The sequence below is a fragment of the Rhodococcus sp. NPDC019647 genome (assembly GCF_044389235.1).
GTDB lineage: Bacteria > Actinomycetota > Actinomycetes > Mycobacteriales > Mycobacteriaceae > Rhodococcus_F > Rhodococcus_F oxybenzonivorans.
On sequence record NZ_JBIRXS010000053.1, the window covers coordinates 16,229 to 28,441 of the forward strand.

Annotated in this window: 15 protein-coding genes; 11 read left to right on the forward strand and 4 right to left on the reverse strand. The window is 67.0% G+C overall.

All coding sequences use genetic code 11. From position 1 onward, the window contains the following. The first annotated feature begins 317 nt into the window (after positions 1-317). Both ACH49N_RS37975 and ACH49N_RS37980 read left to right on the forward strand, forming a co-directional pair. The gene (locus ACH49N_RS37975; protein ID WP_358278403.1) at positions 318-692 is read left to right on the forward strand and encodes an STAS domain-containing protein; all 375 of its coding nucleotides are present in this window, start codon (positions 318-320) and stop codon (positions 690-692) included. A 22-nt stretch (positions 693-714) separates the two neighbouring features. After that, on the forward strand, positions 715-933 hold the full coding sequence (locus ACH49N_RS37980) for a hypothetical protein (protein WP_159927909.1): 219 nt from the start codon (positions 715-717) through the stop codon (positions 931-933). Between the two features lie 187 nt (positions 934-1,120). Here the strand turns inward: ACH49N_RS37980 and ACH49N_RS37985 are convergent, their stop codons facing one another. Then, positions 1,121-2,614: an FAD-binding monooxygenase gene (locus ACH49N_RS37985; RefSeq protein ID WP_358278405.1), complete on the reverse strand. Its 1,494-nt coding sequence runs from the start codon at positions 2,612-2,614 to the stop codon at positions 1,121-1,123. A 79-nt stretch (positions 2,615-2,693) separates the two neighbouring features. Then, entirely contained in the window at positions 2,694-4,784 is a 2,091-nt protein-coding gene (locus tag ACH49N_RS37990; RefSeq protein ID WP_358278407.1) for an ATP-binding protein, read from the reverse strand. 248 nt (positions 4,785-5,032) lie between these two features. Between ACH49N_RS37990 and ACH49N_RS37995 the strand changes: the two genes are divergently transcribed. The 4 genes from ACH49N_RS37995 to ACH49N_RS38010 all read left to right on the forward strand — a co-directional run bounded on the left by ACH49N_RS37995 (position 5,033) and on the right by ACH49N_RS38010 (position 6,837). Next, complete coding sequence (locus tag ACH49N_RS37995) at positions 5,033-5,212, forward strand: hypothetical protein (protein WP_397505200.1); 180 nt, start codon at positions 5,033-5,035, stop codon at positions 5,210-5,212. After that, the gene (locus ACH49N_RS38000; protein WP_358278411.1) at positions 5,209-5,799 is read left to right on the forward strand and encodes a PRC-barrel domain-containing protein; all 591 of its coding nucleotides are present in this window, start codon (positions 5,209-5,211) and stop codon (positions 5,797-5,799) included. Before ACH49N_RS37995 ends, ACH49N_RS38000 begins: the two co-directional genes overlap by 4 nt. Beyond that, positions 5,799-6,230 (forward strand): PRC-barrel domain-containing protein, encoded by a 432-nt coding sequence (locus ACH49N_RS38005; protein ID WP_358278413.1) that lies wholly within the window; start codon positions 5,799-5,801, stop codon positions 6,228-6,230. The genes ACH49N_RS38000 and ACH49N_RS38005 overlap by 1 nt, the downstream gene beginning before the upstream one ends. An 85-nt stretch (positions 6,231-6,315) precedes the next feature. Further along, a complete protein-coding gene (locus ACH49N_RS38010) occupies positions 6,316-6,837 on the forward strand; it encodes an SPW repeat protein (RefSeq protein ID WP_358278415.1) in 522 nt (173 codons plus the stop codon). 286 nt (positions 6,838-7,123) lie between these two features. Here ACH49N_RS38010 and ACH49N_RS38015 read toward each other — a convergent pair whose 3' ends face one another. Next, complete coding sequence (locus tag ACH49N_RS38015; RefSeq protein WP_159929039.1) at positions 7,124-7,396, reverse strand: GlsB/YeaQ/YmgE family stress response membrane protein; 273 nt, start codon at positions 7,394-7,396, stop codon at positions 7,124-7,126. A 652-nt stretch (positions 7,397-8,048) separates the two neighbouring features. On the opposite strand from ACH49N_RS38015, the gene ACH49N_RS38020 reads away from it, so the two are divergent. Further along, positions 8,049-8,693, forward strand: coding sequence for a superoxide dismutase family protein (locus ACH49N_RS38020; protein ID WP_358278417.1), 645 nt, complete (start codon positions 8,049-8,051; stop codon positions 8,691-8,693). A gap of 30 nt (positions 8,694-8,723) precedes the next feature. Here ACH49N_RS38020 and ACH49N_RS38025 read toward each other — a convergent pair whose 3' ends face one another. After that, positions 8,724-9,170 (reverse strand): hypothetical protein, encoded by a 447-nt coding sequence (locus ACH49N_RS38025; protein ID WP_358278419.1) that lies wholly within the window; start codon positions 9,168-9,170, stop codon positions 8,724-8,726. Positions 9,171-9,447: 277 nt separating this feature from the next. Here ACH49N_RS38025 and ACH49N_RS38030 point away from each other — a divergent pair, with 277 nt between their 5' ends. From ACH49N_RS38030 to ACH49N_RS38045, 4 genes are all read left to right on the forward strand, one after another. Beyond that, positions 9,448-10,203: a potassium channel family protein gene (locus ACH49N_RS38030; protein WP_358278421.1), complete on the forward strand. Its 756-nt coding sequence runs from the start codon at positions 9,448-9,450 to the stop codon at positions 10,201-10,203. Positions 10,204-10,279: 76 nt separating this feature from the next. Continuing rightward, positions 10,280-10,465, forward strand: a complete 186-nt coding sequence (locus ACH49N_RS38035; RefSeq protein ID WP_358278423.1) for a hypothetical protein — start codon at positions 10,280-10,282, stop codon at positions 10,463-10,465. A 59-nt stretch (positions 10,466-10,524) separates the two neighbouring features. Further along, positions 10,525-11,691: an alpha/beta fold hydrolase gene (locus ACH49N_RS38040; RefSeq protein WP_358278425.1), complete on the forward strand. Its 1,167-nt coding sequence runs from the start codon at positions 10,525-10,527 to the stop codon at positions 11,689-11,691. 203 nt (positions 11,692-11,894) lie between these two features. Next, on the forward strand, positions 11,895-12,213 hold a 319-nt coding region (locus ACH49N_RS38045), incomplete at its 3' end, for a transposase (protein ID WP_358278429.1).

Here is a 12,213-nt window from a genome sequence, read left to right on the forward strand (position 1 = left end):
CCGGGCGCCCGGTGGTCAGCACCGGGGGAAGACAGCGCGCCGGACATGGTGACCGAGAGCTGACTCGGCATTGCAATCACATAACCATGCGCGGTCCAGGGCACTCGGCGTTGGCCATCGTGGTCACAGATCGCTAGCGTGGACGGCAGAGACGATCTACACACGCGGTACGCCAGACTGGGCCCGGGCCTGTGTCTTTGGGGTCTGCATGTGTGGGCACGCTGATTCCCAGCGCCGACTCGCACCGAACGGAATTCGTGGTGAACCCCGAACCATCTTCAGCATGCGCCCCAGACCTATGCGGGTGGCCGGACTCTGTGTCGAAGACCACCAGCACGCAGCCTCCGTTGCAGGTTGGTGTCCAGAACCGCCATGGCGGTATCGCGGTGATGGTCGTGTGCGGCGAGGTCGATATCACCACCGTGCCCGTGCTGGCGCCGTACCTGTGGAAGGTGACCGCCGACCACGGTGACCTGGTCCTTGATCTGACACGCGTGCCGTTCCTCGGATGTACCGGTATGGCGTTGTTCGAGACCGCGGCGAGCCGAGTACGCCGCCGGAACGCCACCCTCACCACGGCCGCGCAACCACAGGTGCGCCGCATACTGAATCTGACCGGCCTCGACGCCACGCTGGGGTGCTGCGACACGGTCGACGAGGCCCTTGCCGCAGCACGCCGAATCCGCAACTGAGCCTCGTAGACAGGAGAAGACGATGCGAACCCGAAGCCGGCTCTCCGGCCTGCTTGGCGTGCTGGTGCTGATCTGGCTGATCATCGGCGCCGTCGCCGCCGGGCAACGCGGATACTACGACGACGCGTCGACCCACTGCGCCAGCGTCGGCACCATTGCGGTCACCATCGTGGCCGGACCGCTGAACTACGCCGGCGTGAACCCCACCGTCGACTGCCAATACCCTCAGCCCGCCTCGTAGGTGATCCTGGTCGTACCCGAATGGAGTACCATCCGGCGAACTCCCGGCTCGACACAACTCTGGCTCGTCGGCAGTCACAGATCGTCGGGGTGACCGCCGTCGATGCCGTCGGCGGCGCACAGGCCTGCGATTCGCGCTGAGTAACGTCACCCCGTACGGCTCCACTGAAAAGGTATTGCGGTGCTGATCACGGAGGATGCGCGGGCCCAGCCATGCGCCCTGGGGTATGCGCGTGGCCATCACGGCGCGCGGGTGATGCGCATTCTCGGGCGGGCGCCGCGTTGCCCGGGGTCGGGATGCCGGTCATGGGACGTTCACCGCATGTGCTCGGTGGCGAGTGGTGGGGGCCGGGGTGAGGCAGATTCTGCCGCAGAACGCGGAGCATGTTCCTCGGGCTCATCAACCGTTCGGGACGATCGATCAGGGCGGCGACGCGGAGGAAGGCGGCTGCCAGCACGGGATCGTGTGCGGCCACGGCGTGCAGCCGCGGGATGTAGGCGTTAGCGATCCGCACGCCGAGGCTGCGATCTCCGACCACCTCCGGGAAGGCCAGGTCCGCTCCGACCGACAGACGCCAGGGCACGTCGACCACCTTCGACATGTCGCGGAAGAACGCCCGTGCGTCCGGTTCAGACCCGCGGTTCAGGTGACGGCGCAGCGTGATGGCTTCGAGCGCGGCCACGGTCATGCCCTGCGCATAGATCGGGTTGAAGCTGCAGAAGCCGTCTCCCGTCACGAGGAACCCGGCAGGGAATCGGGACAGGCGCTCGTACCGCCGGCGGATGCTCGCCGGAAATCGGAACGAGCGGGGTTGCTCGATCGGGTCGGCGTTCCGGATCGCCACGCAGAGATCCGGAAGACGCAGTGACCGGGCGAAATCGAGGAAACCGTCCGGGTCGGTGGGGGGATAGTCGCCGAGCATCCCCATCAGCGTCACCAGGAAGCGGTCGCCCTCGAGCATTTGCAGGGCCCCTCCCCGGGGAGCATCGGGTGTCGGACCGATCACGACGCCGAGATCGCTACCCATCCCGACCGCCGGGGCCCGGTAGATCCGGGTCGCGTAGCCCAGACCCACATGCACCTTGTCCTCGTCCGGTTGGTCGAAGCCGAGTTCGGTCAGCCACCTCGGGGCGCGTGACGCCCTCCCGGTCGCGTCGACGATCAGATCGGCATCGAGCACCTCCTCGGTGCTGCCGTCGGTATTCCGCACCACCCGGACACCGGTGACGCGGTGGTGGTTGGGGGCGGTGACCAGGCCCAGGGACTCGCAGCGGTCCTCGATGGTGACACCGGGCAGTTCGTTCACCCGGGCACGCACTCGGTCTTCGAGGAAGGGCCGGCTGGCGCTGAGGACGGTCATTCCGCTCTTCGGTTGCGGAAACCTGTACCCGCTCAGGCACCATCGCACGTCGCGCACGTTGTCGAGCGTGGGGACCCCCTGCCCGATCAGTTCTGCGGTGAAACCGGGAAATAATTCCTCGAGAACCTGTTGACCGCGTTCGATCAGGACATGGGTGTGGCGCCCCTGGGGCACACAGCGTCGCGGGACCGCGTCGGCTGGGAGGTGATCGTGATCTACCACGATCACCTGCGCGTACGCCTCGGACAGCACCCGGGCTGCGAGTAAGCCGGCGATGCCGGCGCCGAGCACGACTGCTCGGTCTCCGATGTGCGTGGTCATGGGAGCCTCCTCGGGATGTGGCCAACGACTACGAGGAGAATGCGAGAATTCGGTGCTCAACCACCAGTCCGATTACTGCTCACTTCTGTTCACTTGCCGGCCCGTAGATTTCGCGATCCCACAACCACGAGACGATCCGTGCAACACCTTGGGTGAGGTGACGCCGGTATGTGCTGAACGGCAACCCGAGCATTTGGGCGGCGGCCTCCTGGTTCGCGGCCGGGCGCAGATACGTCCGGTCGACCGCGCGTACCAGTTTGTCGTCGCGGGGATCGTCGGCCAAGGCGTCTACCGCGTCGCGGAGCAACGAGTCGAGCTCGGCGACATCAGGTTCGGCGCCGCCGCGATCGCAGATGAGCCGGGTGCGAATCAACGGATTCTGCCGAAGCAGGTCGGGGCGGTGCCAGTCGTGCAACGCCTGCCGGACTGCCTGCTCGAACTCGGGCTGGGACAGCACCAGCACGTGCGCCGCCGGCAGGGCAGGTGCAGTGGGAGTCTCCGACAGTGCGCGAACGGCGACCTGCTCGAACCAGGCATCGACCGGGACGCGCCGGAAGTCGTGTGCGAACAACCCGTATCGGCGCGCACCGATTTCGAAATCGGCACCCTCTGCGCGGGGAAGGTCGGCGACGGCGAAATACTCGTTCCACCGGTCCGGCTCGGCCAGGGTGAGGAAGTCCCAGGACAGCATTGGGGTGCACAGGTACCGCTGCATGGTGATGATCGGGATGGCGTTCAGGGTGGGTGACGGGTCCTGGTAGGTGGTGCCGTCGACGACGAACCGGGTCACGGTGATCGCCTCCCCACTTCTCGGCGGCGCATGCGCTCGGGCGAAGTTCCAGGCGGCCGCGGCACCGGGATCTGCGGCCAGGTCGGCGGAGGACGCGCGACTGAGATCGAGGAGGCCGAAGAACCCGCGCGCGCCGCCGTCGGGACGGCGCACGATGAAGAACCCGTCGTGTTGGCGGCCGAACCACGCGGCACAGATCTCTGCCGACTCTGCCCCCTCGTGCGAGCGGACCATCTCGACGATCGTCTCGCGATCCTCTGCGCGTGCGGGCTCCGGATAGTGATGGCCCCACGATTCCCAGTCCACCGGGGAGAGGACCCCGGGCAAATTCCGGAACACGAACTTCAGGTCGAAGATCACACGCTGCTGTTCGCGCCCACTACACAACGTCAGCCTGCGGCGGAGGTGTCGCCATACGCGGTGGAACACGGTCGTGTAGGAGTCGAGGTCGCGCCACCGCAGATCAGCGTCTACGACGTCGCGGGCCAGGTCGTGCGGGAACAGTCCTTCCGGGCCTGTGTCGACGAACGACAAGTGCCGCAGCCAGGCAAACACCTCATGCGCGTCGTCGAGTTCGAGGACGTCACGCAGCAGGGATTCGGTGGTCACCCGGGCGAGGGCGCACACCTCGAGCGCCCGCCGGTGCACGGGACTGGGCACCACATCGATGAATCGTTGCATGAGCACCCCGATGAGGTCGGGGGTCAACGGGTCGGCGGTGATCTCGCCGCCCCGGGATGCGACATCGGCCACCAGCGACAACGCCAGCGGGTGCCCGTGGGTGGTCTGGCAGATCCGCTCGTGCATCTGCGGCGGCACCGCCACCTCGCGTAGGTACTGGCGGCACTGCCGCGGGGTGAGGTTCCGCATCGACACCACGCGTAACAGATTGCACCAGCCCGCATCGGCCCGCCACTGCGGGCTGGGCGGCGTCCGGGACGCGATCACGGTGAGCGCCGTCGCGGGTAGTCGGGGCAGCAACCGAGTACGCACCCATTCGTCGATGGGTGCCAGCACCTCATAGGTGTCGACGAGGACGCAGAGTCGTTCCTCTCCGCGCGCGATCGCCCCGGTGACGGGCACGTCGACGGTTTCGCCGAGTACGTCGAGAACGGCGGTGGGGGAGGGGGGAATGTCGCGGCCGTCGAGCCGGACGACCGTGGCACCCGCGTCTGCCGCGATCTCCGCCAGCAGGTCGAGCAGTGCCGTCTTCCCGATGCCTCCGGGGCCGTGCAGGTACAGCACCGACAGCTGCTGATCGGCCGCCTCCAGCCTGGCCCGAACCAATTCACGCTCACCCTCGCGGCCGACGTAGGTGCGGCGGCGACGCACCTTCAGAACGTCGCCGAGAGGTGTCGAAGGCTGCGCGATGCCCTCCATGAAACCCATGTTAGGAGCAGCACCGTATCCACACAGGCATGATCTGGAAGGCTGGCTCCCGCGCAGTCCTGCCGTTCCACCTCTCGCCGACGCGAAAAAGGGTGCAGCAGAACACGATGGCCGTCCCACCGCCGGTCCGCCACCAGCGGTGAAAAAACGCGACATTTCGAGAGCCCCGGCCCGCGGTGCGGAGAGTACGCTCGAAAACACCAGGTACATCGGTCTCCCGAAACAGAAGCAGTCGAAGGATGATCTTGATGCAGTGGTGGAGTTGGCTGATCGTGGTCGCGGCAGTGGTCGCGGTGATCATCGGTGTGCTCCTGCTCGTGCAGGCCCGCCGCCGCACCGGTGGGGTCATCATCGCCCACCCGGACAACCCGGACAACCCGGACAACCCTGAGGATGCCGGGGGTGGGGGTCGGCGATGAGCGTACTGATGCGCTGCAGCGAGATCATCGCCCGCCCGGTGGTGACGATGGCCGGTGAGGCCGTGGCCCAGGTCAAGGACATCGTCTATGCGCCCACCGGCGGTCAGGTCGCCGGGTTCACCCTCGCCGGGCGGGGACCGTTCTCCGGCCCCCTCGATCGAGGCCTGGTGTGGGGGCGTGTGGCCGCGCTCGGCGCCGATGCGGTCATGATCGCCGACGAGGATGCGTTGGGCCCGCTGACGGGTGCCCTCGCGCATGCCTCGTCCCGCCGCGGATCCGGCAGCGACGTCCTCGGCGCCGAGGTGCTCACCGACACCGGCACCGTGCTCGGCGCCGTGGTCGATGTGATCGTCGAGGTGGGCGACCCCGTCAGCGGACGGTGCGATGTCGTGGGCTACGAAATCGAATCGTCGCAGGCCGTGCGGGGCACGGGAACGAAAATGCTGCTGCCGCTGCCGGACACGCTGGCCGCGTCCGGGGAACATCTGATCGTGCCGGCGAGCGCGACCGGTTTCGTCCGTGATGACCTGGCCGGGTTCGGTGCCGCCGTCGCCGCGTTCCGGACGCAACTACGAGGTGCATCCTGATGCGTTTCTCCGCCGCGGTGGGCCGGCAGGTCGTCGGCTCCGACGCCGCCGACACGATCGGGCAGGTCGCCGGTTTCGTGGTCGACCCTGCGGTGCGGCGGGTGGTCGCGGTGCGGGTGAAAGAATCCGGGGACGGCACCGTGGTGCCGTGGGCGAACATCGGCACATTCGGCGCCGATGCGGTCATCGTCGGCGGGCCGGGTGCGGTCGGTGAACCCGACGCGGCGATCGCGGCGCTGACCGGCCGCGACCACACCCTGATCGGCAAACGGGTGCTGACCACCGCCGGAAACGAGTGGGGCACCGTCGCCGACGTCGATTTCGATCCCGGCTCCGGGGCGATCACCGCCCTGCTCGGCTCCCTCGGGCAGGTGGAGGGGGTCCGCCTGGTCGGGGTCGGCACCTACGCCGTCGTCGTCGACGTCCACTGAGATGTCCCGCCGCGCGCTTCACAACCGCAGAGCCGGGCCACCACCCGAACCCCGGGACAATCGGGAAAAATCGACAAGGAACGACATGATCCGCAGCCACCACCCACCGACCGGACCGCTACCCCTGATCGAGGCGAGCGGCCACCGCGGGTTCGTCGAACGGCTGATGTTCGATCCGGCCGAACGCCCCGATCGAAGCGCCCGCTGGCACCAACGGCTCCCCGGCCCACAGACCCCAGGCATGGTCAGCGCGATCACCATGCTGTTCGGCGTCTGGGTCGCGATGTCGCCGTTCCTCTGGCACGAGCCCGGCACCGACTTCTTATCCCCCGCCCGCTGGAACGAGCTCCTGGTCGGGTCCGCCCTCGCTGTCCTCGGCCTCGTCCGGTTGACCCGGCCGCTGCGGGTGCTGACCGCGACCGCGGCCGGTGGGCTGGCCGGGGGCTGGTTGATCGTCTCCCCGCTGCTCTTCGACTACGGATTCGGTAGCGGGGCCACCCCCGCCACCATCAACGACGTCCTCATCGGTGTGACCGTCCTCGCCGTCACGGCACTCGGCCACCTCGACGCCCGCGCCGCCCTCACCACCACCGGCGACACCGGGTGACCCGACCACGATGGCCGTAACAGGGGATTGACCAATCGCGGCACCGAGATTGCCGCAAAGATCTTGCCGGCTCTTCCGGTGTTACGTGATTCCGGCACCCGAGGTCAGGATGATCGCGCAATGATCACTATCCGACGCGCACTGGGCGCCGATCCGCGGCAGGCTTGGTTTCGTCGACCACGTCGGAGCCCGACTATGTGTCAGCATCTCCGCACAGGGGAGCCGACCGCCCGGGTGGTCCACCGCGTAGCGATCGACGGGGGCGGCGGAGTCCACCTCGGCGCTGTCAGCGGTGTGTGCGCCGAGCCATGACGGTTTTGACCACGAAGAGCAGGATCAGAGCTCCGAACAGGCAAGTAAGAAAGCTGAATATCAGTCCCCTCCCTGCGACGTCGACACCGAACAGCCCCACCAGTAGCCCACCGAGCAGCCCGCCGGCGACGCCGACCGCGATGTTGAGGACAATGCCTTGTTGGGCGTCGGTGCCCATGATCTTGCTACCGATCCATCCGGCCAGTCCGCCTAGGACGATCCAGCCGATGATTCCCAATCCGAGCATCATGCGATCCTTTCTCGCTGCGCCCGCGCGGTCGTCGTACGGTGCCGTGCCCGTCACATCCGATTCAGGTGGCCTCTCTTGTGCGGGTACCCCGGGACATCCCGGCACATGCCTGCGTCATCAACGGATCCGCAAGCGATGGCATCCACGCGGCGACGAGGCATCGGATAATGCCGCACACCATTTCTCCGCAAACACGGGAGAGATCGCGAACTTCTGCCACCGTCTTCGCAGTGACAGAGACCCGCGAAAGCGGTTCCGCGGCCGCTCGTGGAGAACGTCGCCCGACAACACCGAAACGCCCGCTGCCACCAACGGATCCCCGGCCCGGACTTCCTCGTGTCCGTTGACAGACGGGTCAGCGCCATCACCATGCTGTTCGGGTCTGGGCCGCGATGCCCCGGTTCCTCTGGCACCAGCGTGGCAGCGCACTTCGTAATCCCGCTCGGTTGGCACGAGCTCCTGACCGGGCCCACGCGTGCTGTCCTCCGTCTCGCCCGGCTGACCCGGCGCTGCGGGTGCTGACCGCCACCATTACTTGTGGACGCTTCGGGGCACCCACTTCTTCATCTCCGTGCCGCGGGTTCCTGGTCGGCCAATCGAGTTGCGATGTCGTGTGATTCCAACATTTGCCGCGGGGTAATCGCCGAGCATGAGTACACCACGAGCAGCCCTGATCGCGGGCATATCCCTGACCGCGCTCGTCGCCGCGGGGTGCGGCGACGACGGATCAACCGAGACGGTCGAAACACCCCCCACGTCCGCCGAAACCACGACGAATACCGGTATCCCGACTCCGCTGCCCGGCACACCGGGCGCGGCGTTTCAGTTGCCTGGGGAAGTCGGCGACGACGACAACGCCTTCACCTACGACGAAGCTGCTGTCCCCGTGGGTTCGACCGTGACCATCAACTCCGAGGAGCAGGACGGCCGCACCACGGTCACCCTCGACGCGACCGGCCTGGCACCCAACCGCGACTTCGGTGTACACGCACACACCCAGCCGTGCGGGCCGGCACCCTCGGATTCGGGACCGCACAATCAGAACAATGTCGATCCCGCCGCCACGCCGCAATCCCCGTCGACGGATCCGGCCTACGCGAACCCGCAGAACGAGATCTGGCTCGACATCACCACCGACGAAAGCGGCGACGCGCAGGCGACGACGGCCGTCGACTGGGAAGTGCGCGACAACGAGGCCCACTCGGTGGTGTTGCACGCGCAGCGCACCATGACCGGTCCCGGCCAGGCCGGAATGGCCGGTGACCGGTTGGCCTGCATCGACGAGGACTTCTGAGCTGGGAGCACACCGTCGAACGCCCTCGACTCAGGTGGCCGGTCGTTCCTTCGGCACCAGCAGGGCGAACAGCGCGACGATCAGGCCACCGCCGGCGAGGTACAACCCCCAGCGGCCGCTGAGCAAGGTGTCGTAGTTGTCGCGGACGAGATCGCCGAAGCGGTCGTTTAGCCGCCACCCGAATACCGCAATGGTGCCGACCCCGACGAGCACCGCCAACCAGCCGGCCGCGCGTGAACCCACCACGGCGGCGACCAGCAGCAGGACCGCGGCGACCAGCAGCAATACCGTCATCGATCGGTAGAAGTCGACGGTCTGGTCCTCGACCTGCTCGACGGTGAATCCGGCGGGGAATCCGTCACGCAGATCTACGAGCGCGACGTTGCTCGGCTGTATTTCACCGGCGACGGGGAGGAACGCGCCGACCGCGACCGCGATGGCACACACGAACAGCACCAGATGGACGAAGGTGCGCATGGGCGGTCTCCTCTGTCGGCCAACGAGGCGCGCGAAGCGGCGTGGATCGGCGTGGATCGGAACGTGCCGAACGCGAATCACCGAGACCTCTTGGGGAGATCGCGGGATCAGGGCAACAATCATCCTTCCACAAACGCCCGGACGTGCCCGCTCGAAATCGATACCGGCTCGGATGGTGATGAATTCGAGTCCCCCGGGTTCCCTCTCGCCGCGACACTTGGGCGGTAGCCGTCCGACCGGTGGTGGCCTCCTCGCGCCCACTCCGTATCTTGCGGCTATGACGTATGCGCAATGGGAACGGAAGACGGAGTGGCCACTCGGCGGCGCCGCATTGGGCTTGTTGGGGATCTACGCGTGGACGGTGTTGGGGCAGCCGGAGCGGACCTCCGCCGCACTGGCCGAACACGCTGTCCAGGTGATCTGGATCCTGTTCATCATCGACTACCTGACTCGGTTGATGTTGGCCGACCGGCGTGGCCGATGGTTCGTCTACCACCTGCACGAACTCGCCATCGTGGTGCTGCCGATTCTTCGGCCGCTGCGCCTGCTTCGCCTGCTGACGGTGGTCAGTTTCCTTCAGCGCTCGGTCGGAGGGGCGCTGCGGGGACGTGTGGTGACCTACGCGATCACCGGTACAACCTTGCTGATCGCCGTCGCGTCGTTGGCGATGCTCGACGCCGAACGTGACGCCCCCGATGCGACGATCACCACCTTCCCCGATGCCCTGTGGTGGGCGGTCGTGACGGTGACTACCGTCGGATACGGTGCTCTCTCGCCGGTCACCCCTACCGGACGGCTAATCGCCGTGGGGTTGATGGTGGCCGGGATCGCCTTACTCGGTGTCGTCACTGCCACCCTCGCATCTTGGCTGGTGCAGAAGGTGGCCGAACAAGATGAGGCGAACCAGGCCGCCACCCAACAACAGGTCGCCGAACTATCCCAGCAAATTCAAGCTCTCCGCGCCGAACTCGGTGGAGAGGACTCCCCGTCCCAGTACACAGAGAGCGGTTTCTCCGCTGTGAGAAATCGCTGACGTCACCGGCCGCGGTTATTGCCAACCACGTCTGCAGTGTCACGCCGCAGTGATTCTGCGCGGTGACTGACCAGTCTTGCTGTCTCTCGTCGAGGAAATATCCCACCTGCGCCGGGCACAGGGTGTCGTCTGCGGCGTATCCGACGAGTTCGGGCACGGGACGCCGGTGTGGGTGACGATCCGACGGCCGATGATTGTGGCGCTAATTGCGGGCGTCGTACACCCGGTGCAGATCGGAATCCTCTCCAAGGTCCTACAGTGAAAGAAAGCCCACCGACCCGCCCCGTGCTCCCGCCCACCGTGTCTGTTGCACCGATTCCCATGCCTGCCTTGCTCCCACGCCACCGAACCACCGTCGCCGACTACAGTGACGAGCTCCGCCGAGCACGGTTGCGACAGACCCGAACCGGGCATCACTGGGTCCGGTTCGGGCGCACCCGCCGCGTGCTGGTGTGGTTGGCGGTATGGGTACTGGTACCGGTGCTGTGCGCGAGCAGTGTGTATTGGATGCGTGACGTGCTGCCCCAGCAGGTCCGGCTCGCCACCACTCAACCGCAGATCCATCCGGTGTATGACGCCCAGCGTTCGTCGGAAAGGGACACCGCGGTCGTCGAACTGGTCGGACTGGGCAACCTCGATGCCACCCGCACGGCCACCTCACTGCCCACGCTCTCACGCATCGGGCAGGTTTGGGCGGTGCGCTACGACAACAGCGGTATCGACACCAAGGTGATCAGCGACCTGATCACCATCCATGCCCGCGACCGAGATGTCGGCTCCGTCGTGGTGTCCGGGCACAGCATGGGCGGCGTCATCGCCCTCGAAGTGGCCGAACACCTCTACCGCGACACCGATCTGGCCGTCGACGCGGTGATCCTCGATTGCACGCCCCTCGATTTGCACGCGGTCCGCGCACAGAGCCGGGACGCCGGCGAAGATTTGCTGAGGTGGATCGGTTGGATTCCCGGCGCCCGCGAAAGCCGGGTGCTGCGGCTGTTCGTGGAGGTCGCCGCCCGACAGCACCGATTTGTCGACCCCTCGAGTTGGTACCCTCGCATTGACCCGTCCGAGGTGCGTGAGGTTCTCGGCGAGGTCCTGCGCGAGAAGATCCTCTCTCGCCGGGCGGCGAGCAATGGGTTGATCGAGTCCCAATTCAGAGTCATCGTCGCTTCCGGCGCCATCGACAACCTCGATGCGCTCGCCGACCTGCGCGAGCGCAAACCCCGTCCCGCGGTTGTGTTCCTGCGTCCCCGGGTTGCCGCCGCGGACCGGGTCGTCGACGTCGACTACAGCCAGCGAATCCTCATCGACCACTCCGGCGGGCCGGAGGGCACCCTGCTGGTGGTCAAACTCGACGGCACCGGTCACGCCAACCCCAACCAGCACCCGGTCACCTACAACGAGGCGATCGCCGACCGCATCGTCCCCTTCCTTCGATCCACCTCCGCCGCACAGACCGCCCAATCGGCCGCCGTCGGCGAACCCTGACCCACCGGTGCGCCCGGCGACCTGCAGATGTGCGGGTATGCAGGCGGCGAGCGTAGCGGCCGGAGGAGTACGCCCCGACCGAACTCGCCGGTCCGGGGGACTAGGTGGTGGTCGAGGGCCACGGCGGTGGCGGTGGCGGATGGGGCTTCCCCCCTGAGTGAGGACATCATGAACACTGGGTCGTGAAGGTCCCAGAGGAAGAGATGTCACTGACGGCGATGAAGGCGTACTCGGCGGAGTTCAAGGCCGATGCCGTCGCGCTGTACCTGTCCGATCCGAGCCACACGTTCGAGGGCATCGGCAAGGATCTGGGAGTCAGCCGTGAGACGCTGCGCAACTGGGTGCGGGCCGAACGCAAACGCACCGGCGCTCCCGCGGCCGAGCTCCGGTCCGGTGGGGCGGCGCGGCCGGCATCGCGGGCCGGCGGGGTATCGTCCGAGTCCGTGTTGGAGGAAGAGAACAGGCAGCTCAAGGCCCAAATCCGGAAGCTCGAAACCGAGCGGGAGATCCTGCGGAGGGCCG